Annotated in this window: 21 protein-coding genes, 1 tRNA gene and 1 pseudogene; 16 read left to right on the top strand and 7 right to left on the bottom strand. The window is 46.8% G+C overall.

Going from position 1 to position 22,091, the window contains the following annotated elements:
• Positions 1–47 precede the first annotated feature (47 nt).
• Positions 48–530, bottom strand: coding sequence for a DUF5721 family protein (locus tag BKD12_RS01725; RefSeq protein WP_070087611.1), 483 nt, complete (start codon positions 528–530; stop codon positions 48–50).
• A 446-nt stretch (positions 531–976) separates the two neighbouring features.
• Here BKD12_RS01725 and BKD12_RS01720 point away from each other — a divergent pair, with 446 nt between their 5' ends.
• The 10 genes from BKD12_RS01720 (at position 977) to BKD12_RS01675 (ending at position 11,518) form a co-directional block, all read left to right on the top strand.
• The gene (locus BKD12_RS01720; protein ID WP_070087610.1) at positions 977–1,744 is read left to right on the top strand and encodes a GDSL-type esterase/lipase family protein; all 768 of its coding nucleotides are present in this window, start codon (positions 977–979) and stop codon (positions 1,742–1,744) included.
• Positions 1,744–2,238 carry a DUF4358 domain-containing protein gene (locus BKD12_RS01715; protein ID WP_070087609.1) on the top strand — a complete coding sequence of 165 codons (495 nt, stop codon included), beginning with the start codon at positions 1,744–1,746 and terminating at the stop codon, positions 2,236–2,238. Before BKD12_RS01720 ends, BKD12_RS01715 begins: the two co-directional genes overlap by 1 nt.
• A 15-nt stretch (positions 2,239–2,253) precedes the next feature.
• Positions 2,254–3,651: an MBOAT family O-acyltransferase gene (locus BKD12_RS01710; RefSeq protein WP_070087608.1), complete on the top strand. Its 1,398-nt coding sequence runs from the start codon at positions 2,254–2,256 to the stop codon at positions 3,649–3,651.
• Positions 3,652–3,728: 77 nt separating this feature from the next.
• Positions 3,729–4,859, top strand: a complete 1,131-nt coding sequence (locus BKD12_RS01705) for a DHHW family protein (protein ID WP_070087654.1) — start codon at positions 3,729–3,731, stop codon at positions 4,857–4,859.
• On the top strand, positions 4,843–5,589 hold the full coding sequence (locus BKD12_RS01700) for a pseudouridine synthase (RefSeq protein WP_070087607.1): 747 nt from the start codon (positions 4,843–4,845) through the stop codon (positions 5,587–5,589). Before BKD12_RS01705 ends, BKD12_RS01700 begins: the two co-directional genes overlap by 17 nt.
• The gene (gene ligA / locus BKD12_RS16635) at positions 5,537–7,510 is read left to right on the top strand and encodes an NAD-dependent DNA ligase LigA (RefSeq protein ID WP_070087606.1); all 1,974 of its coding nucleotides are present in this window, start codon (positions 5,537–5,539) and stop codon (positions 7,508–7,510) included. Before BKD12_RS01700 ends, ligA begins: the two co-directional genes overlap by 53 nt.
• A 15-nt stretch (positions 7,511–7,525) precedes the next feature.
• Positions 7,526–8,956 (top strand): ATP-dependent Clp protease ATP-binding subunit ClpX, encoded by a 1,431-nt coding sequence (gene clpX, locus BKD12_RS16630; RefSeq protein WP_070087605.1) that lies wholly within the window; start codon positions 7,526–7,528, stop codon positions 8,954–8,956.
• Between the two features lie 77 nt (positions 8,957–9,033).
• Positions 9,034–10,737, top strand: coding sequence for a S8 family peptidase (locus tag BKD12_RS01685; RefSeq protein WP_070087604.1), 1,704 nt, complete (start codon positions 9,034–9,036; stop codon positions 10,735–10,737).
• A 34-nt stretch (positions 10,738–10,771) separates the two neighbouring features.
• The gene (locus BKD12_RS01680) at positions 10,772–11,062 is read left to right on the top strand and encodes a hypothetical protein (RefSeq protein WP_070087603.1); all 291 of its coding nucleotides are present in this window, start codon (positions 10,772–10,774) and stop codon (positions 11,060–11,062) included.
• Positions 11,063–11,518 (top strand): signal peptidase II, encoded by a 456-nt coding sequence (locus BKD12_RS01675; protein ID WP_070087602.1) that lies wholly within the window; start codon positions 11,063–11,065, stop codon positions 11,516–11,518.
• Here BKD12_RS01675 and BKD12_RS01670 read toward each other — a convergent pair.
• A complete protein-coding gene (locus BKD12_RS01670; protein WP_070087601.1) occupies positions 11,493–12,431 on the bottom strand; it encodes a D-2-hydroxyacid dehydrogenase in 939 nt (312 codons plus the stop codon). The genes BKD12_RS01675 and BKD12_RS01670 overlap by 26 nt on opposite strands.
• A gap of 53 nt (positions 12,432–12,484) precedes the next feature.
• Positions 12,485–12,555 (bottom strand) — tRNA-Gly (locus BKD12_RS01665).
• A gap of 190 nt (positions 12,556–12,745) precedes the next feature.
• On the opposite strand from BKD12_RS01665, the pseudogene BKD12_RS01660 reads away from it, so the two are divergent.
• From BKD12_RS01660 to BKD12_RS01650, 3 genes and pseudogenes are all read left to right on the top strand, one after another.
• A pseudogene (locus tag BKD12_RS01660) lies at positions 12,746–13,117 on the top strand (virulence RhuM family protein); the annotation flags it as partial.
• 2 nt (positions 13,118–13,119) lie between these two features.
• A complete protein-coding gene (locus BKD12_RS01655) occupies positions 13,120–13,983 on the top strand; it encodes a KilA-N domain-containing protein (RefSeq protein ID WP_456297514.1) in 864 nt (287 codons plus the stop codon).
• Positions 13,984–14,082: 99 nt separating this feature from the next.
• The gene (locus tag BKD12_RS01650) at positions 14,083–14,964 is read left to right on the top strand and encodes a C39 family peptidase (protein WP_070087599.1); all 882 of its coding nucleotides are present in this window, start codon (positions 14,083–14,085) and stop codon (positions 14,962–14,964) included.
• Here BKD12_RS01650 and BKD12_RS01645 read toward each other — a convergent pair.
• Together BKD12_RS01645 and BKD12_RS01640 are read right to left on the bottom strand one after the other, a co-directional pair.
• The gene (locus BKD12_RS01645) at positions 14,933–15,907 is read right to left on the bottom strand and encodes a CobW family GTP-binding protein (protein WP_070087598.1); all 975 of its coding nucleotides are present in this window, start codon (positions 15,905–15,907) and stop codon (positions 14,933–14,935) included. The genes BKD12_RS01650 and BKD12_RS01645 overlap by 32 nt on opposite strands.
• Positions 15,908–15,928: 21 nt before the next feature.
• Positions 15,929–16,987 (bottom strand): NAD(P)-dependent alcohol dehydrogenase, encoded by a 1,059-nt coding sequence (locus BKD12_RS01640; protein ID WP_070087597.1) that lies wholly within the window; start codon positions 16,985–16,987, stop codon positions 15,929–15,931.
• 200 nt (positions 16,988–17,187) lie between these two features.
• Here BKD12_RS01640 and BKD12_RS01635 point away from each other — a divergent pair, with 200 nt between their 5' ends.
• Positions 17,188–17,634, top strand: a complete 447-nt coding sequence (locus BKD12_RS01635) for a GNAT family N-acetyltransferase (protein WP_083262789.1) — start codon at positions 17,188–17,190, stop codon at positions 17,632–17,634.
• Here BKD12_RS01635 and BKD12_RS01630 read toward each other — a convergent pair.
• Positions 17,631–18,536, bottom strand: coding sequence for a lactate/malate family dehydrogenase (locus BKD12_RS01630; protein WP_070087595.1), 906 nt, complete (start codon positions 18,534–18,536; stop codon positions 17,631–17,633). The genes BKD12_RS01635 and BKD12_RS01630 overlap by 4 nt on opposite strands.
• A gap of 347 nt (positions 18,537–18,883) precedes the next feature.
• Between BKD12_RS01630 and BKD12_RS01625 the strand changes: the two genes are divergently transcribed.
• Positions 18,884–19,798, top strand: a complete 915-nt coding sequence (locus BKD12_RS01625; protein WP_070087594.1) for a restriction endonuclease — start codon at positions 18,884–18,886, stop codon at positions 19,796–19,798.
• A 131-nt stretch (positions 19,799–19,929) separates the two neighbouring features.
• Complete coding sequence (locus tag BKD12_RS01620; protein WP_070087593.1) at positions 19,930–21,498, top strand: DEAD/DEAH box helicase family protein; 1,569 nt, start codon at positions 19,930–19,932, stop codon at positions 21,496–21,498.
• Positions 21,499–21,709: 211 nt separating this feature from the next.
• Here BKD12_RS01620 and BKD12_RS01615 read toward each other — a convergent pair whose 3' ends face one another.
• Positions 21,710–22,045 (bottom strand): hypothetical protein, encoded by a 336-nt coding sequence (locus BKD12_RS01615; RefSeq protein WP_070087592.1) that lies wholly within the window; start codon positions 22,043–22,045, stop codon positions 21,710–21,712.
• Positions 22,046–22,091 lie beyond the last annotated feature (46 nt).

The following is a 22,091-nucleotide window of genomic DNA, read 5'->3' as shown; positions in this document are numbered from 1 at the left end:
CTTCCAGCAGCAAACCGGGAGCCATTATTTTAGGCGGAATTCTGTAATCACTCCAGCGAAACGCCGGGCATCATTTCTTGCAGCATCCTTCCGGCGTATGTATCCCACTCCCGCTCAAGAGCTTTGTCCATACGGAAACCATGAAGAGAGACACCGGTTACGCACTGTAAAGTATTTCCGTCAAAATGAAAGTTCAGATACATTCCCTGAATCTCTTCCGGGCGGTAAGAGGAAAGCTGGTGGTCTGAAAGAAAAGAAGCAAAAGCCTCCGGCTCCAGTGATAAAACGATCTTAAAGTTTAAGGGAGTACGTTTGCCTTTGATCAGCTGCAGACAGAAGGCGCGCACATCCCGCCAGTGGGAGTAGTTATGCTCAGGAGCAGTGTCAAAGAAATCTTTCTGCAGATAGCCGTCAATCTGAAATGTGTTGAATGTGGTGATCTTGCCTTCGATAAAGAGGAAGCGGTCAAAAGTCTCTTTCAATAACAGATGAGACATACAGATCTTTGAAGATAAAGTAAAAACATTCATGAAGAAAACTCCTTGTGGGTTGAGGATTATAATACAATAGGAAACACCGTGGCCACTAAGCTCGAAAGGACCTCGCTAAGTGTCCAGGTGTACATTCACACTAAATGCGTGCTTCGTTTCGGAAACGGTGTGAGGTGACGAGTTACAATAGGAAACACCATGGCCACTAAGCTCGAAAGGACCTCGCTAAGTGTCCAGGTGTACGTTCTCACTAAATGCGTGCTTCGTTTCGGAAACGGTGTGAGGTAACGAGTCACAATAGGAAACACCATGGTCACTAAGCTCGAAAAGACCTCGCTAAGTGTCCAGGTGTACATTCACACTAAATGCGTGCTTCGTTTCACTCGCACTTATTAAGTGTTCATAGTATATCACAAGTTTGACTTTTGTGGGGAAAAACAGTACAATATTTTTATGTGTACAGATAGGAGAAAATGTGACTGATCATGGAAATAGACAAAAGAAGAAAAACTGTCCTGCGTACCGTGATCCTTGTGGCAGTGGTCCTGGCGGCAGCCGGGATCATTCTTTTGATATTCCGGCTGGCGGATACGAAGGTGGATACGGGTAAGGGCCTTGAAAGGCTCGCGGCGCTGGAAAAGACGGACGTGGCGTCAGTAGAGCAGAAGATCCAGGAACTGGAGGCAGCGGAGCGGGCGGCGGATCCCCAGGGGTTTTCACAGACAGCGAATGAAAAGTTTGCAAATGCGCTGGTGCTTGGCGATTCGATCGCCCAGGGACTGTATGAGTACAACGTGCTGGATCAGACGCACGTGCTGGCAGAACGCGGAGCGGGCGTAGTCAATGGCGAGGGGAAAATGGCGGCGAGTCAGATCGCCCAGGCAAAATCGCTGGTTCCTCAGACTCTGTTTTTAGCGTACGGTATGAATGATATGAAGGTGACGGATCAGGAGTCCTTCCTGGCGGCATACCGGGGAATCCTGGAGGATCTGAAACAGTCTCTGCCGGATACGGATATTTATGTAAACTGTATTCTTCCGGTGCGGCAGCAGACAGCGGAGGCAGAACCGGCATATGCCAATATTTCCCAGTACAATGAGGGATTAAAGAGTCTTTGCGAAGAGCTGAAAGTTACGTTCATCGATAATGCAGACCTGGTGAAGGAAGAGTATTATGCGGACGATGGCATCCATATGGCGCCGGCTTATTATACAGAATGGGTAAACCGCATGGCGGAGGTTGCAGGATTATAATGAAAACACAAAAGAGACAAAGCATAGATCTGCTGAATGTACTGAAATATCTGATGGTCCTGGTATTTCTGGCATATATTGTATTTCTTGTGTCCAGGGAGAGTGCGGACGATGTGCCGGTAAAGACACTGCAGGAGAATGTCATAAAAGCAGGCACAGAAGAAGGCATGACAAAAGGCACAACGCAGGATCTTAAGAGGTATTACGGGCTGAACGCACAGGATTATGACGGCGTGGCGCTGTATATTCCAAACGATGTCATGAGTGTGAATGAACTTTTGATCATAAAATTAAAGGACGAATCCCAGGCTGAACAGGTGGAAGCAGCGGCAAAAGAACGGCTGAAGACCCAGAAAACCAGCTTTGAAGGATATGGCGCCAAGCAGACCAAGCTCCTGGAAAGCGCTGTATTGGATACAAAGGGAGAGTATGTCCTGCTGGCCGTTTCCGAAAATGCGGACGAGATGGCCGGCGCATTTCAGAAAAGTTTGTAGGGGAAAAGGAACGGTATGTTATTCAGCAGTATCGTATTTTTATTTACATTTTTACCAATCATATTAATTTTATATTATGTTCTGCCAAAAGGAATGAAGAATCCGGTGCTTCTGCTGGGAAGCCTGATATTTTATGCCTGGGGTGAGCCGATCTATCTGTTTCTGATGATTTTTTCCATCATCTTTAACTACATCTGCGGACTGGATATTTCCAGAAATCTGGGCGATAAGAAAGCAGCGCGGAAAAGTCTGGTGTTTAATGTAGCGGTAAACCTGGCCGTGCTTGGCTTTTTTAAATATGAAGGATTTGTGCTGAACAGTCTGAATATGGCGCTGCCGGTGGACATTCCGTTCCGGGAGGTGGCGCTGCCGGTAGGGATTTCTTTTTATACTTTCCAGATCCTTTCCTACATCATCGATGTGTACCGGGGAAATGTCAAGGTGCAGAAGAACCTGCTGGATTTTGCCCTGTATGTGACCATGTTTCCGCAGCTGATCGCAGGACCTATCGTCAAATATGCGGAAATTGATGAACAGCTCCATGTGCGGACAGAGAGCATCGGGAAATTCGGAGACGGCGCTATGTTTTTTATCCGGGGGCTCGCAAAGAAGGTATTGCTGGCAAATACCATAGGTATGGTCTATACAGATGTGGCGGCTATGGCGCCGGAGGACGTGTCTGTTGTGACAGCATGGCTTGGATGCCTGGCCTATACCTTCCAGATTTATTTTGATTTCAGCGGATATTCGGATATGGCGGTAGGGCTTGGGAAAATGTTCGGATTTGAATTCCCGAGAAACTTTTACTATCCCTATGTGTCAAAAAGCATTACCGAGTTCTGGCGGAGATGGCATATATCTCTTAGCAGCTGGTTCAGGGAATATCTTTATATTCCTCTTGGAGGGAACCGGGTGCCGGTGAAAAAGCATATCCGCAACCTGCTGGTCGTATGGCTGCTCACGGGTCTGTGGCATGGAGCGGCCTGGAATTTTGTGGCATGGGGCTTGTATTATGGGATCATTCTGATCATTGAGAAGTATTTCCTGCAGAAAAAACTGGAGCGGCTGCCAGCTGTTTTTGGACACATTTACAGCCTGGTTCTTGTCATGATCGGGTGGGTGCTGTTCTTCAGCCCTTCCCTTGGCGGGGCGTGGGAGTATCTGAAGCTGATGTTCGGTGTGGGCGGCCATGGGTTCCTGGACAGCCAGGCTTTGTATCTGGTCGTTTCCAACCTGGGCCTTTGGGTCGTATTGATCCTGGCGTCTACCCCGGTGGTCTATTACGGATATGAGAAATACCTGGCGCGAAAGAAAGCAGTAGCAGATATTCTGATCTATGCAGGGCTGTTCCTTTTGAGTATCGCATATCTGGTGACAGAAACCTATAATCCTTTCTTATATTTTCGGTTTTAGGAGCAATAATGGAAGAAAAAAGGCAAAATCGAAGAAAAAGACAAAATCGAAGAAAAAGACGAAATCGAAAAATACAGATGGCAAAAATGTTCCTTGGCATCCTTCTGGTTGTCTGCGCCCTGAACCTTGTTTGGCCGGACCGGGAGTTCTCGGAAAGCGAGAACCGTATGCTGGAGCAGAGGCCGGAGCTTAGTCTTTCCGGGGTGGAAAGCGGCCGGTATATGGAGCAGTATGAAACCTATCAGGCAGATCAGATTGCCGGACGGGATCTCTGGGTGCAGTTAAAGACGCATGCGGATCTTCTGATGGGAAAGAGGGAGTCCGGCGGTGTGTTTAAAGGAAAGGACGGATATCTTCTGGAAGATATCAAGACGCCTGACGAGGAGCAGATGGAGAATAATCTTTCAGCTATCCGGAAGTTTCAGGAGTCTTATCCGGACATCCCCATGTATATGATGCTGGTACCAAATGCAGCCAATGTACTTTCGGATAAGCTGCCGGCCTTTGCAGTGACCAGGGATCAGGATGCAGACTTCCAGAGGATCCGGGAGGCACTGGATGAGAAGCTTGCCTGGGTGGATGCTTCGCAGGCTATGGAAGATCATAAATCTGAAAACATTTACTATCACACGGATCATCACTGGACCACGCTGGGGGCTTATTACGCTTATCAGGAGCTGGAGGAAACCATGGGACTCGATACAGGGAAGGCGCCGGAGCTTACACCCTATGCGGTGAGCAATTCCTTTAACGGCACGCTTTCTTCCACCAGCGGCTATGAAACGGGATATGAAGAACCGATCTATGTATATCTTCCGGAAGAAGAGGAAGCAGCGCCGGAGGTAGTAGTCAATTATGTGGACGAGCAGAAAAAGACGGCCACACTTTATGATACTTCAAAATTAAAGGAAAAAGATCAGTATGGGATGTTCCTGGGGGGCAACAGCGGGCTTATCAATATCCGGACGACGGCGGACAGTACGGAGAGGCTTCTTCTTTTCAAGGATTCCTACGCCAACTGTCTGGTGCCTTTCTTAACGCCTTATTTCAGAGAGATCCTGATTGTGGATCCCCGGTATTATTATGGGGATATTACAGAGATCATGAGAGACAATAAGATCAGCAGCGTGCTGTTTTTATATAACGGAAACACTTTTGTAGAGGATAATAGTATCAGCGGAGTATTGAATAATGACGAGACTGAATAAATATTTAAGCGAGGCGGGGGTGTGCTCCCGCCGGGAGGCGGACCGTCTGATCAAGGAAGGACGGGTCACGGTGGACGGAAAAAGAGCCACTCCCGGGATGCAGGTGGAGCCGGGCCAGATCGTAAAAGTAGGGAAAAAGGAAATACGGGATAAAAACCGCAAGGTGGTACTGGCCGTGTATAAGCCGGCGGGGATCGTCTGCACCGAATCTCCGAAGGAAAAAAGAAATATCATCCGTTATCTGAATTATCCGATACGCATCACCTACGCAGGGAGACTCGACAAGGATTCCGAAGGCTTACTGATCATGACCAATGACGGGGATCTGATCAATGGGATGATGCGGGCCAGGTTCGGTCATGAAAAGGAATACAAGGTGACCGTGGACCGGCCGGTGACAGATGAATTTTTAAAGGCCATGTCGGAAGGGGTCAGGATCCGGGACGAGGAAAAGGGACTGGATGCAGTCACCAGACCCTGTCAGGCGGAGGCGGTCGGGAAATATACATTTTCCATCACACTGACCCAGGGGCTGAACCGTCAGATCCGCAGGATGTGCGAGGCTTTAGGGTATAAGGTGGAGCGGCTTATCCGTATCCGGATCATGAACATCCATCTGGACGGTATGAAGCCGGGAGAGGTAAGAGAATTAAAAGAGCAGGAGTTAGAAGAATTATATGGACAGATCAAAGCAGGCCAGGATGCAGGAACTGGTAGAACGACTAAATAAAGCGGCAAAAGCCTATTATCAGGACGCAGAAGAGATCATGAGCAACTATGAGTATGATAAGCTCTATGATGAACTTCTGAAGCTGGAAAAGGAGCTGGGGATTACCCTTTCCAACAGCCCGACTGTCAATGTGGGGTATGAGGTCTTAAGCGAGCTTCCCAAAGAACGGCACGAACGGCCGATGCTTTCTCTGGATAAGACAAAAGAGATCGGGGAGCTTGAGGAGTTTGTAGGAGAACACGAGACGCTGATGTCCTGGAAGATGGACGGACTGACCATTGTTCTGACCTACCGGGACGGAGAGCTTTATAAAGCGGTCACCAGAGGGAACGGAGAAGTGGGGGAGGTTGTGACAGCCAACGCCAGGGTGTTCCGGAACGTTCCGCTAAAGATCAGTTATAAAGGGGAATTGATCCTGCGGGGAGAAGCGGTCATCGGCTACAAGGATTTTGAAAAGATCAATGAGGAGATCGCAGATGCAGACGCCCGGTATAAGAATCCAAGAAATCTGTGCAGCGGATCGGTCCGTCAGTTAAATAATGAGATCACAGCGAAGCGGAACGTGAGATTCTATGCATTTACACTGGTGCAGGCCGGAGGTGTTGATTTTCACAATTCCAGAAAAGAGCAGATGGAGTGGCTTGCGTCTCAGGGATTTGAGGTCGTGGAGTACCGCATGGTAACAAGAGACACAGTGCGGAGCACGGTGGAGGAGTTTGCCCGGAAGATCAAAGACAATGATTTCCCATCCGACGGCCTTGTGCTGACCTATGACGATATCGCCTATGGGCAATCACTGGGAAGAACCTCCAAATTTCCGCGGGATTCCTATGCCTTTAAGTGGGCGGACGAGGTGCGGGAAACCAGGCTTACAGAAATCGAGTGGAGCCCGTCCAGGACCGGGCTAATCAATCCGGTTGCCATTTTTGAACCGGTAGAGCTGGAAGGAACCACGGTAAGCCGTGCCAGTGTCCACAATCTAAGCATCATGGAAGAGCTGGAGCTGGGTGTGGGAGACACCATTGAGGTCTATAAGGCCAATATGATCATCCCTCAGATCGCGGAGAATCTGACAAGGAGCGGGGTGAAGGATATTCCGGATGCCTGTCCGGTCTGCGGAGGAAAGACGGAAATCCGAAAGGATGGCAATGCAAAGACCCTTTACTGCACCAATCCGGACTGTCAGGCCAAGCACTTGAAATCCTTTGCCTTGTTTGTCAGCCGGGACGCATTAAATATTGAAGGATTATCAGAAGCAACACTGGAAAAATTCATTGCGATGGGGTATATTAAAGAGTATGCAGATATCTTCCATCTGGAGCGTTACCGGGAGGAAATCTGCAGGATGGAAGGCTTTGGAGAAAAATCCTACCAGAACCTGGCTGAAAGTATTGAGAAGGCCAGGACGACCACCCTTCCAAGAGTTATTTACGGACTGGGGATCGCAAATATCGGGCTTGCCAACGCCAAGATGATCTGCAAAGAATTCAGGAATGATGTAGAGGCAATGCTGCAGGCGTCAGAGGAAGACCTAAGCGCTATCTCTGGTGTGGGCGGCGTCATCGCCGGGGCATTTGTCACTTACTTCCGGCAGGAGAAGCATTTAGAGAGCTTCCGGAATCTTCTGAAGGAGCTGGTGCTCCCGGAGGAAGAGGGAGAAGAGAAGGAGCAGATCTTCGCGGGGGTCAACTTTGTGATCACGGGAAGCGTGGAACATTTTGCCAACCGGAATGAAGTAAAAACGCTGATCGAAAGTCTGGGAGGAAAAGTGACAGGATCTGTTACATCAAAGACGAATTATCTGATCAATAATGATGTGGCGTCCACATCATCGAAAAACAAAAAAGCAAATGAACTTGGGATCCCCATCATTTCCGAGGAAACCTTCCTTGAAATGGTCCGGGGAGAACAAAAGGTTTAGAAAGAGGGATGGACGATGTCGGAACAAGACAGAAATGAAAACACAGAGATTGAAACCGTAGAGACCACCGCCACCGAAAGCAAAGATTCAAAAGAACATAAAGAAGACGAATATGAAAAGATCTGCTTTATCTGCCACAGACCGGAAAGTATTGCCGGAAAGATGATCGATCTTCCCAATAATATCTGCGTGTGCGGCGACTGTATGCAGAAGAGCTTTGACGCCATGAAGGGCGGTCAGATCGACTACAGCCAGCTTTTGAATATGCCGGGCGTGCATTTTATGAATATGTCAGATCTGGAGCAGAGTATCCCAAAGCAGCAGAAGGTGAAAAAGAAAAAAGAGGGCGAAGAAAGAAAGCCTTTGATTGACATCCGCAACATCCCGGCGCCCCATAGGATCAAGGCCAGCCTGGATGAATACGTGGTAGGACAGGAATACGCCAAGAAGGCCATGTCTGTGGCGGTATATAATCATTATAAAAGAGTCGCTACAGATACCATGGATGATATCGAGATCGAGAAATCCAATATGCTGATGATCGGACCTACCGGTTCCGGAAAGACGTATCTGGTCAAGACTCTGGCAAGGATCCTGGATGTGCCTCTTGCCATCACAGATGCCACCTCGCTCACAGAGGCAGGATATATCGGAGACGATATCGAGAGCGTGGTTTCCAAGCTTCTGGCAGCTGCTGATAACGATGTGGAGAAGGCAGAGCAGGGAATCATATTCATTGATGAGATTGATAAGATCGCCAAAAAGAAAAATACCAGCCAGCGGGATGTGAGTGGCGAGTCCGTGCAGCAGGGCATGTTAAAGCTCCTGGAGGGAAGCGACGTGGAGGTGCCGGTGGGCGCCAACAGCAAAAATGCCATGGTGCCGCTGACCACAGTTAATACGAAAAATATTCTGTTTATCTGCGGAGGAGCCTTCCCGGATCTGGAAGGGATCATAAAGGAACGGCTGACAAAACAGTCCTCCATCGGATTCGGTGCGGATCTTAAGGATAAATATAACCATGACAAGACGATTCTCTCCAAGGTGACGACAGAGGATCTGCGGAATTTCGGGATGATCCCGGAGTTCCTTGGAAGGCTCCCAATCGTATTCACTCTGGATGGAATGAATGAAGATATGCTGGTGAAGATTTTAAAGGAACCAAAAAATGCGATCCTGAAGCAGTACCAGAAGCTGCTGGCGCTTGACGAGGTCAAGCTGGACTTCGATGACGGCGCGCTGACAGCCATTGCCGAGAAAGCAATGAAAAAAGATACCGGTGCCAGGGCCCTCCGGGCGATCATCGAGGAATTTATGCTGGATATCATGTATGAGATTCCAAAAGATGACAGCATCGGCCAGGTGACCATCACCAGAGAATACATAGAAGGAACAGGCGGCCCGATCATCCAGCTTCGGGGCCAGGAGGTGCCAAGGCTTTCGTAGTCATGACAGAACAGGATGCCTCATATATTTGAGCGTAGGGAAAGATTTCCCGGCTTAAATATATGAGGTGTTTTTTTATGGCGGATCAGTCTTGCAGGGAGAAGATCATGTCTCAGGAATACTGGGATTTTCTGATTCCCAATTACAGGGAGAATCAGATCGGAGGATTGGAGGCAGGGGAATACTGCTTTCAGGAAGGAGATCATGGATACCGGGTGCTGTATTTAAAAGCGGAAGGAAGGGGATCGTTATCCTTTTATGAATATGGGTATCATTCCATTCCAAACTGTTATGCGCCTCTGGACATGGATGCGGTCAATACGGCAGGGATCAGTGCGGTGCAGAATTTCCCGACGCTGATGACCATGGGAGAGGGGATTATGATCGGATTTGTAGATACGGGCATTGACTATACAAATCCGGTGTTCCGAACTCTGGACGGCAGAACCCGGATAGCAGGTATCTGGGATCAGACACTGGGGAATGGAACGCCGCCGCGGGGATTTGATTACGGAAGCGCCTTTTCCGAGGAACAGATCAATGAGGCCCTTCGGGAGGAGGATCCGCTGGAACTGGTACCGAGCACGGACTTGGAAGGGCACGGAACATTTCTTGCCAGCGTAGCCTGCGGAAGCGCCGATCCGGTACACCGCTTCGTCGGTGCGGCGCCGGAGTCAAAGATCGCGGTGGTAAAACTGAAGCCGGCTAAGGACTATCTGAAAGCTTTTTATGCGATCCGGCCGGATGCGCTTTGCTATCAGGAAAATGATATCATCCTGGGACTCGCTTATTTAAACAGGCTGGCGGAACAGGAACAGATGCCTCTGGTGATCTGCCTTGCCATGGGGACAAATTTCGGAGGCCATAACGGATCGACACTTCTTTCCGCACTTTTAGATACGTATGCTTATACAATGGATCGGGTGGTAGTCATCGGCGGCGGCAATGAGGCGGCGAACCGTCATCATTTTCACCATCGCTTTTTAGAAAATCAGGAAAGCGTGACGGCGGAGATACGGGTGGGAGAAGGAGTGGCCGGATTTTCAGCGGAGATCTGGGCCAGGCTTCCGGATGTGGTAACCGTGGCTCTGATCTCGCCCTCCGGAGAGCGTACCAGTCCGATCTCTCTCAGGCAGGGGCAGAAATACAATCTGTTTTTTACCTTTGATGGCACGGAGGTGACGCTGGAGTATCGTCTGCTGCTGGAGAATAATGATTCCCAGCTGATCTTCCTCAGGTTTACAGAGCCGGCAGAAGGGGTGTGGAAGCTGGAGCTTCTGTCGGTGCAGCGGGCGGTGGGTGATGTACATATCTGGCTGCCGGTGCAGGAATTTCTGTCAGGCGAGGTGTTTTTCCTGGAGGCAGATGCGGATACTACAGTGACGGAACCAGGCAGCTCCCGGGCAGCCATGACGGTGGCGTATTACAACGGAAGGGACAATGGAGTTGATATTCATTCCGGGAGAGGGTATACTAGAAATGAAATCATTAAGCCGGATTATGCAGCGCCGGGAACAGAGGTGACAGGTGCGGGGATTGGAGGAGAGTTTGTCTCACGGACCAGTTCCAGTGCGGCAGCAGGCATTGCCGCAGGAGCATCGGCCCTGCTGATGGAATGGCTGAAAGAGCAGCCGGGCGTCGGGGGCGTTAATTCTATACAGATCCGCAATACGATCATTTTGGGGGCGGGGAAGCGGGACTTTATGGAATATCCTAACCGGGAGTGGGGATACGGGACGCTGAATGTGTACCAGTCTCTGGACCGGCTCCGGCAGCTGTGAAGGTCCAGGCGAAAGATAAAAGGAGAGGAAAGAGATGGCAGATTTTTTCAAGGACGTAGAGCAGAAAATTTCAGAAGTAGTTGAGGAACTTGGGAAAAAGACTGGAGACACGCTGGAAATCCAGAAAATCAAAAGTGATATCCGGTCTCTGAAAAGAGCGAACGAAAGAGATCTGATCGATATCGGACGGATGGTATATGAGAAGTTTCAGCATGGAGAGATCCGTGATACGGACTATATCACATTCTGTGAAGCCATTGAGAAACGGGAAGAGACCATCGAGAGACAGGAAGAAGAGATCGTCCGGATCAAAGAGGGAATGTAAATGCGCAGATGGATGCCGGGAATGTTCGCCGTACTCCTGGGGGCGGACGAAGTGATGAAGCAGTATGTGGAAGACTATATGGAGCCGGGGGAAGAGCGTAGGATCGCCGGAGGAAAACTTCTTCTGAGGCGGATCCACAATCCCGGATTTGCGCTTGGGACCTTAGAGGATCAGCCCAAAATCGTGCGAAATGTATCTGTGGCTGCTGCGGTTCCCGTTTTTGCATGGTGGCTCAGCCTGATATGGAGGAAGGGACACTGGATCGAAAAGACAGGAAGTACCCTTGCAGCCGCAGGAGCAGCCGGGAACCTGCTGGACCGGCTGCTTCGCGGAAAAGTGGTAGACTATATTGGTTTTCGGACCAGGTCTTCCTTCTTTTCCAAGCTGACTGCAAACCTGGCCGACCTGTATCTGGCGGCCGGGTCGCTTCTTATGGCAGTGCGAAAAATTCTTTGATCTGATGAAAAATAATATCCATCAGCCGGGTTCTGGATTCTACGCTGGCCCAGCCGATGTGCGGTGTGATAAAAAGCTTTCGGCTGTCCTTTATGGCCATAAGCGGATTGTCGCTGCTCATGGGCTCCTGGCAGAGTACGTCCAGTCCGGCTGCCGCAATTTCACCCTGCATCAGTGCATCGGCCAGATCCTGTTCGTTTACGATGGGACCCCGGCCCAGATTCAGAAAGATGCAGGTTTTTTTCATTTTCTTTAAAGCATTTTTGCTGATCAGGTTTTCTGTATACTGATTCAGCGGTGCATGAACGGAAATGATGTCTGATTCCGCCAGGAGAGTGTCCAGATCTACCTGGTGATACCCTTCCTGGGGCGCGCTCCCGGAGGGGGAAGTATAGATCACTTCTGCGCCAAAGGCTTCTGCGATGGCGGCTACCCTTCTGCCGATATTTCCAAGACCGATGATTCCCCAGGTTTTCCCTTTCAGTTCATAAAAGTGTTCGGCAAAATGTGTAAAGACCGTATCATTGATATAGCGGCCTTCTTTTACATAGTCATCATAATAGCGCAGCTTTTCCAGCAGGAAAAACAGCATGGCAAAGGTGTGCTGGGCCACGGATTGCGTGGAGTAGTCTGCAACGTTCCGCCAGGCGATGCCCCGGCGTTCCAGGTAATCCTTATCCAGATTGTTGGTGCCGGTGGCCGTGACACAGACCAGTTTCAGATGGTCGGCACGTCCGACAGCGGCCTCGTCGATCCGGATCTTATTGACAATGAGTACATCGGCATCCGCTGCGCGTTCTGGTACTTCTTCCGGCTGGGAAAAAGAATATTTTACCACTTCGCCCAGAGTGTCGTATGCGGAAAGGTCAATGTCGTCTCCGATGGTCTTGGCGTCCAGAAATACGATCTTCATAGTAAGCCTCCTTGTCTTAATGTAATTGAAAATAGAAATTTGGATATAAAAAGAGCGGGTGATGGGAATCGAACCCACGTATCCAGCTTGGAAGGCTGGTGTTCTACCATTGAACTACACCCGCATGATGATTTGTTATGAAATTTCCCGTGAACGTATTATATCATATCATCTTTTTTTGGAAAATGCAAGAGGAAATTTAAGATTTCTTTAAGTTGTGTCCTGGAAGGGCAGTGTTGTATAATGAACACTACAAAAGATAGAAACATGCGTCAACAATAAAAGGTCAAGCAGGTTACTAGGAGGGGGAAAAGGTGGAGAATAAAAGAGATATTTCTAAAAACGTTGAAAGCGAAATTATCATATATCAAACGAGTAAATCTAATATCAGTGAACATATCAAACACATTTTTGAAGAGGGCGAACTGGAAGAAAATTCAGTTGTTCGGAAATTCCGAACAACTGCTGCTGACGGGAAAAAATATAATATAACACATTATAATCTTGATATGATTATTTCTCTTGGGTATAGAGTAAAATCAAAAATTGCTACAAATTTCCGCCGGTGGGCTACCGAACGATTGAAAGAGTACATGATAAAAGGTTTTACGCTGGATGATGAGCGGCTGAAAAATCTGGGCGGCGGTAACTACTGGAAAGAGCTGTTTGACCGCATACGGGATATGGTATGCTTATGGGAGGTACAATGGGGAGAATAATTAAAGATACAATTCATGCGGCCGGAGTTGATATTGGAATTTATACGCAGGATTTTGAAAATGAATTTATTTCCTTGACGGATATTGCCCGATATAAGAGCGATGATCCGGCAGCAGTTATTCAAAACTGGATGAGGAATCGGGATGTGATAGAATTTTTAGGTCTCTGGGAAAGGCTGCATAATCCAGATTTTAAACCCCTCGAATTCGAGGGGTTTAGAAAACAGGCTGGCGCGAATGCTTTTACAATGTCACCTAAGAAATGGATTGAAGCGACAGATGCTATTGGTATTGTTTCAAAAGCAGGACGCTATGGAGGAACATACGCTCATAGCGATATTGCCATGTCTTTTGCGACATGGATTTCTCCAGAGTTCCAGTTGTATATTATGAAAGACTATAGGCGGTTGAAGACAGATGAAAACAGTCGATTGTCTTTGAATTGGAATTTGAATAGAGAGATTTCCAAATTGAATTACAGGATACATACAGATGCAATTAAAGAGAATCTAATTCCAACAGAATTGACGCCTGCACAGGTGGCATATACCTATGCGAATGAAGCAGATATGCTGAATGTTGTTTTGTTTGGAAAGACGGCTAGGCAATGGAAAGATGAAAATCCGACTGTTAAAAGGAATATGCGGGACTTAGCAACATTGAATCAGTTACTGGTACTGGCAAATTTAGAAAGCTATAATGCCGTTTTAATAAATCAGTGTAAGAATCAGAAAGAGAGGATGAAATTGCTTCGACAATTGGCGGTACAGCAGCTACAGACATTGGAAAATGTGAGTTTAAATAATTTGCCTAAAATAGAAAAAGAAAAATAGAAGTAAATTGAGTTTGGACATCGAAGAACGTGTTGAAACGTGCACGGTTATACAATGATACTATAGAAATACGCCAGAAAAGGGAAGGGTGAGCGGCAGATGACATTGACAGGACAGAAGAATCCATCCAAAAGAAAACAGCAAGTGCGGCGATATTGGGCCATGATCGGACTGGCGTTGGTTTTGTGCATCGGAATTCTGGGCTATCATTTTCTCGGCGGGAATCAGGAAAAAGAAGCAGTGGCCATCACACAAACGAAACAGCAGAAAGAACTGTGGGATCAGGCAAGGCAGGAGGCGGGGCTTTCGGTGGAGACCCCGGAGGAGCATCTGGAGCAGGTGAGGATCCAGGCGACTGTTCAGGGATATCCCAAGGGCGTTATAGAGCTTCTGGACAAGAATCCGGCCACGGTGGATTATGTGGAGGCCTATGGAGAAAAGCAGGGACAGATCTATGCAGAAGATATCGGAGATGATTATGTAGAAGGACAGATCCCGCTGCTGATCCAGTGGGATGAACGCTGGGGCTATGCGCCATATGGAACCAGCGTGGTGGCAGTCAGTGGCTGCGGGCCCACATGTATGGCCATGGTGGCCGCCGGGCTTAACCATGATCCGACGATCACACCGGCCAAGGTGGCGGCTTACGGGACAGAAAACAGCTATGTGGATGAAGAGAACAATACCTATTGGGCGTTCATGCAGGAGGCCGGAGCCAATTGGGGGCTGTCCTGTTACAGTGGTTTCCTGACAGAGCAGCAGTTGGCGGCAGAGCTTTCGGCCGGACATCCGGTGATCTGCAGCATGGGGCCGGGATATTTTACCCAGAACGGTCACTTTATTGTCATGACCGGCTATGAAAACGGCCAGATCAGGATCAATGATCCGTTTAGTGAAGAAAACAGCGCGCGTACCTGGAGCTACGCCGAGATCCAGGGCCAGATCAAAGCTATGTGGGTGTATTCGCTGGCCGGGCAGTAGAGAGCCTGTCTGTGCCGCGTTTGGGAAGACGTAAGGAAGAACCGGGAATATACTGTGGGAGCAGACGCTTCCGCAGTGTATTCCTTTTTATATTTCTGCCGATAAACACGCCTTGAGAAGTGTCCTCGCCGTCAAAACCTGTGATGCTGTAGGCGGTATCGACTACGTCAAAGCGGACTGCAAGACAGTCGGAATTTACGATTCCTTTTGCGCGGCAGATACTGCCAAATTCTCCGCGGACCAGATCCTCCAGAAAGCACAGAAGATCTGTGCCGCCGGAGAAGGAGGTATCCTTTAGTGCGAAGGTTTCCAGATCCGGCGCGGTCTGATCTGCGGCTTCCAGTACATTTCCTTTCAGATCCCTTTCCAGGAGGCCCTTCCACCAGGATATGTCCTGATGTGAATAATGCTCTGCCTGAACTTTCACGCCGGGAGCCAGATCTTTCAGCTGGCTTACAAACTGGTTTTCTTCTTCCCTGGAAATAAAGCTGCGTTTCGAGATGACGATGGTGCCTGCGGACCGCAGCTGGTCCATATAGATATCCGGGTAGTCGTTCATGCAGCGGTGGAAGCAGTCTGCATCCACAATAGTGATCGGACTCAATAATGTGATCCGTTCATATTCAATCTGCTGAATATTGCGGATGACGTTGCTAAGAACGCCTACGCCGGTGGGCTCCACGATCAGATATTCCGGGTCCAGGGTGTTAGCTATGGTCAGGATGGAAGAGGCGAAGTCCGACTTTGTGGAACAGCAGATACAACCTTCTGTCAATTCCCAGATATTTAAGTTTTCCTGCCCTTTCAGGAAGGCGCTGTCCATGTTGGTCTCACCGTATTCATTTTCCATGACCACAAAATCCCGCTGCATTTTCCGGGACATTTCTTTAATAAAAGTGGTTTTTCCTGCACCCAGGAAACCGGAGATAATCAATATTTTCATCGGGAGCCCTCTCTTTACCTGTTATTCCAGATTTACCACTGGTTTGATCAGATCCTTTGGTTTGTCTCTCATCATAAATAAAGCTTCTTCCAGGTGATCCCAGCCGTTAAACACGTGGGACACCAGAGGATGAACGTCTAACCTGCCTGCGGATACCAGGGAACCAAGCTTTTCCATGCGCAGACGTCCGCCGGGCATCAGGCCGCCGCTGATCTGTTTGTGGCCCATGCCAACGCCCCATTCTGCCCGCGGGATGTTGACGTAGGTTCCGCTTCCCAGGTAGTTGACATTGCCGATCTTGCCGCCGGGCTTCAGCGCTTTGACAGCGGATTCAAAGGTCTCGCAGCCGCCTCCGGCTACCACTACCTTATCCACGCCTTTTCCATCGGTCATAGCAAGAACCTGGTCCTCGATGGTTCCATATTTATAGCTGATGAAGTCTACGGCTCCATATCCCTTCGCTGCCTCTACGCAGGCCGGACGGGTGCCCACTGCGATGATCCTGGAGGCTCCGCGTAAGTTTGCTCCGGCTACAGCCATCAGGCCAACCGGGCCGATTCCGATCACCAGCACAGTGTCGCCGAACTGTACGTCAGCAAGCTCTACGCCGTGAAATCCCGTAGGAACCATGTCGGAAAGCATGCATGCGTCCACAGGAGTAATATTTTCGGGGAGCAGCGCCAGGTTTCCGTCTGCGTCGTTGACATGGAAATATTCGGAGAATACGCCGTCCTTAAAGTTGGAGAATTTCCAGCCTGCCAGCATGCCGCCGGAGTGCATGGAATATCCGGCCTGTGCTTCCAGGGAGTTCCAGTCTGGTGTGATAGCCGGTACCAGTACACGGTCTCCCGGCTTAAAGTCTTTGACCAGAGAACCAACTTCCACAACCTCGGCACAGCACTCGTGTCCCAGGATCATGTTGTGGCGCTCGCCGATGGCTCCCTCCCACAGGGTATGGACGTCGGAGGTACAGATTGCGACAGCCAGTGGTTTACAGATGGCGTCCAGAGGACCGAATTCCGGTTTTGGCTTTTCAATCCAGCCAGATTCACCGATCTTTAACATTGCGTAACCTTTCATTAGCATCTCTCCCTTCTTTGAAAATGATAATCAAAATATATTTTTTACTTATTTTATCATAACAAAATAGTAAATACAACAGAATAAAAAATAACAAATATATTAAATATTTAACGATAATAAAGAGAATTCAGATAATTAATTGCCAATATAGATGAAATTTGTTAATGTGGAGATATCAAAAACAGGAGGAAAAGAAAATGACGTTTCGTTATGCAGAAGAAAAAGATGCCGGCCTGGTGCTGGAATTTTTAAAGAGACTGTCGGAATATGAGAAGGCGGAAGAGCATCTGGTCTCGACGGCCTCGATGCTGGCAGAAGAGCTTGGAAGGGAGAACGGAGCGCGGGCGCTGTTTGTCATAGCAGAAGGCCGGGAAGTGGGCTGCGCCTTGTTCTTCCGGAATTTTTCGGGATATCTGGGGCGTTCCGGTATCTTTATCGACGCACTGATCGTGCTGGAAGAATACAGAGGAAAAGGATATGGGAAGGCCTTGTTTGAAGAACTGAAAAAAGAAACCAGACGAATGGGCGGAGGCAGGATGGAATGGCTGTGCCTGGACTGGAACACGCCTTCTATGAAATTTTACCAAAATAACGGAGGACAGCCGATGGAGACTTTTGTCACCTATCGGCTGCCCCTGGATTAAGACATCTTTTGGATCATGTCTTTTAACATGTCGCAGCTTGCCGTAAACTTTGCCATCTCATCGGAAGTCAGATCCAATTCCTTCAGCGGAACGGCGCCTTCTCTGGAGATGATGCAGGGAACACTGGTAAACAGGCCGCTCTGTCCGTAGGCGCCTTTGGGATCCACCGAGCAGGGAAGGATCCGGTGCTCGTCGCCTAAGATGGCCTGGATGATCTCGCAGGCAGCCATGCCGATCCCAAATTCTGTACTTCCCTTGTGAAGGGCGATCTCACATCCTGCGGAGATGGTGTCCTGTTCGATCTGGCGCATCTGCTCTGGGGTTAAAAGATTGTCCGCAAGGACGCCGCCTGCCCGGGTCTGCGACCAGAGGATGGTCTGGCTGTCGCCGTGTTCGCCGATACAGTATCCCTGGATATCAGAGGGTGCAAGATTCAGCGCGGCGGCCACGCGGCTCCGGAGTCTTGCGGAGTCGAGGGCGGTTCCTGTACCGATCACGTCCGCATTGATCTTCTGGTTGACATAATATGCGATCAGGTCACAGGGATTGGTTAGTACGATCATCGTCCCGTGGAAATGATTTTTCTGCACCTCGGGCAGGATCTGGTCGATCACTGCGATGGATCCGGAGAGCTCCTGGAGCCGGTCTTCATCGCAGATCTTTCCACAGGCGGTCAGAACCGCGATGTCTGCGTCTGCAAGATCCTCATAGTTACCGCTTCGGATCTTAGTCTGTGTGCCCAGATAGGGAAGCATATCCGAGAGGTCTTGGATCTCGCCCCATTCCTTTCTCTTGTTATAGTCGATGCCGACAATCTCGTCGGCGATTCCCCGAAGGGCCAGCATCTGAGAGACGTGAGCGCCCAGATGGCCGAGGCCGATAACGACAACTTTTTTGCTCATAGTATTCAGTCCTTTCCTGGAAGATTTAGCTGATATCATCATAGCGCATAACGGGGGAAAAGGCTAGTGGGGATGTGGGGGGGAAGAGGGTGCGGAATCGGGGACGATGCTTAGTGTATGTGGGGGAATGTATTATTTGAACTTTTAGAGCTTTGTTTTGTAAAGATTTGTGGTTTATCTTCTTGCCTGAGAGTGTCAAAATGTGCCTTTTTGTAGAAATAGTGTAGTAAATGTTCTGTTAAAATAGTATAATTAATGCAAATTGATGAGTGGTATCAAACATTTTAGTGGGTGAATAAATTAGGACTTATTTACATTATGATTATGGAATATAGAGGAGAAAAAATATGACAGTACCGCAATATTATAAAATGCATAAACCAATTTTGGAATGTCTTTCAGATGGACAAACGCATACAATGAAAGAGCTAAAAGTATACATAATAAATTATTTTCAGTTGACTGAAGAAGAAGTTTCCGCATTAGTGCCAAGTGGAACGCAGACTTATTTATCAAATCGCATCGGATGGGCAAGAACATATTTGAAAAAGGCAGGCTTGATTGATAGTCCTGCTAGAGCTGTGTTTCGGATTACAGAGGAAGGGATGAAGGTTGTGCGTGATGCTCCAGATGTAATTGATTTGAAGTATTTGCTTCGCTATGATTCTTTTAGAGAATTTATAGGAAAAACGGAAGAAAATAAACAAAGCGATCAAAAAGATACGGAAGTGCAGGAAACAGATACCCCGGATGATGTTTTTGAAGCTGCTTTCAAAAAAATTAATCAAAGTTTGGCGGATGATGTTTTAACTGAAGTCATGAAATTATCTCCGACTGTATTTGAAAAAATGGTACTTGATCTTATGGCAAAAATGGGATATGGGACATTTGAAAATGCATATAGCACAACACCAAGAACCAATGATGAAGGTATTGATGGTATTATCATGGAAGATAAATTGGGATTTGGTTTGATTTATGTGCAGATCAAGCATTGGGGGCTTGATCATTCTGTAGGGCGACCAGAAGTGCAGGCATTTGTTGGAGCTATTGCCGGAAAAGGAGGAAAAGGTTTATTTGTTACAACGTCTAAATTTACGAAACAGGCAATTGAATATGCTAAGGGGCAGCATATTATTTTGATGGATGGCGAAAAACTTGCATATAACATGATAGAGCATGATTTTGGAGTAAGTACAAAGAAGACTTTTTCAGTCAAGACATTAGACATGGATTTGTTCGAAGAATACCAGGGGGAATAGGGTGTTTCAACGAATACTCGAGAGTTTATTTTTGAGAATGTACTAGATATTACTAAGCTGTCAATTAATATGTTATAAATGGGTGCCCACGACAAGTATGTCCTGGTACTAGAAGAGGAGTTACCTTACAATTGGAATATTTGAGATCTTATCAGAAAGATGCAGTAAATAAAGTATGTAAGTTTTTTCGTTCAAGTGTGACCAAAGCTAAAATATGTTTATCGCCAGGGCTTGGAAAAACTACTATAATTGTGTCGTCAGTCCAGGCGTTACAGCAAGAATATGGGGATAATCTTTCAGTGGCTATTTTAACATCAGGGCGCATTATTTGCGACCAGATTAGAACTGTGTTTTTGCGAGAAAATTGTAATTTAGATGTTGCATCAAATGTATGCGAAATGACAACAGAAAAATTATTGGTTACGACGTATCAGGATGTAATGCGAAACCAATCCAGATTACAACAATTCGATTTAATTATTTGTGATGAGGCACAATTTGTAAAGCGTGGAGAGTGTTTTGGTTTTTTACTTGATAGCCATGTAAAATTTTTAGGGGTATTACAAAACACAGAATCATTAGAAGGTTGGTTTGGTGATGCAGCATGCTTGTTCGTATATTCTATTCGCGAAGCTATAAATGATGGATATGATATTTATCCTAATGAACGACAACTGGTTGAAATATTTTTGATCCCACTATTAAAAAAACATGGATATCAAGATATAAAAAAGGAGAAAAAAATATTAGACGATAAAAATTTGCGAGCAGATATTGTAGCGCAAAAGGATAATAAAACAGTAGTGATGGAAGTTAACTCTTATCGGAGTTTATACAATTCTAAATTTAATTTTGACAATGCAATAAAACAAATTTTGTTATATAAGGACTCTCTGACACAGAAAAATCCTGATAAGAAATATTCTTTTATTATTGTTTTGCTATGTGGAATTGATGAAGATTCCAAAAATGAAATTTATAAACGATACCATATAGTAGTATGGGATATAAACAATTTGATATATTTGTGTGAGGAAAATAAGAAACTTATAAGTTTATTAACAGGTTGCCTTCCATATTCATCTCTGGCATTGAATCCAAAGAGACCAATAAATGTAGAAATTGAGCAGAAAGAAATTGTTTCAGACGAGAAAGAGACCTCCTTGGTAAAAAAATATATGGAGATACTAGAAAGTTGTAAGCCGGGGAAATTAGGAAAAGCGGATAAAAAATTTGAGCATATTTGCACAGAAATAGTAAAAATTCTTTTTGAAACAGAATTTTATAGAGTATTGGAACAACACAGAACAAATGATGAGATGTTTCAAATAGATTTATTATGTTCACTAAAAGGAACGACGGCATTTTGGAAATTCCTTATGTCCTTTTATCATACAAAATTTGTGGTGTTCGAATACAAAAATTATTCTGATTATATTTCGCAAAATTTGATTTATAATACAGAAAAGTATTTATTTCCTGTAGCATTACAGAATGTTGCGTTTATTATATCTCGGAAAGGGTTTGATCAAAATGCTAAAAAGGCAGCATTAGGCTGTTTGCGTGAAAGTGGGAAATTAATTATCAGTTTGAATGATAATGATTTAATTACAATGTTATCAATGAAAGAAAAGGGAGAAGAACCTTCTGATTATCTTTTGGATAAGGTTGAATATATATTAATGTCTATAAGTAAATAGTGCATGGAAAGACTTTGAAATTTTTAATCTCAGGATTGATAAGGAAAGACGGAGAAGAAAAGTCTGTAAATAAGATTCGGGAGTATCCCAAAGATCCTTTGATAGCATATTTACAGAAAAAGTTTTACATTGCCTTAATGAGTAAAACAAACTAAAAACAGCCTCGCTACCGGAGTCAATTATCCAGTGGTGAGGCCGTTTTTATCTTAGGTTATGCAGCTGTAAGGTGCTTGCGGATATTCTTTACAGCTACAGGACTTCCGACAGTAAGCCCGACTGCGCTAAGAGATACTACAGCGAAGTAGAGTACATTCTGCCAACGCTCTTGATTTCTACGATCATAGTTTTTGTCCATTGCATCCAGTTTTTCTTTTGTGGACATATCAGTGGCGGCTTCAATCATTTTTGCTTTTGCCGCATATTTTTCTTTAGATACATTTTCTGCATCAATGGCTGCTTCGGATATTTTCCTACGGACATCATTTATGAGGATGTCTTGCAAAGTGTTTTGTTTGGGTATGGTTTGGATAGAGCTGTTTTCATTCATGGGATACCTCCTATTGCTTTGTTTGCTTGAGTTTCCGCGAATTGCA

The organism is Merdimonas faecis (assembly GCF_001754075.1).
In the GTDB taxonomy this organism is placed as follows: Bacteria; Bacillota; Clostridia; order Lachnospirales; family Lachnospiraceae; genus Merdimonas; species Merdimonas faecis.
This window is presented reverse-complemented; position numbering and strand designations above follow the sequence as displayed.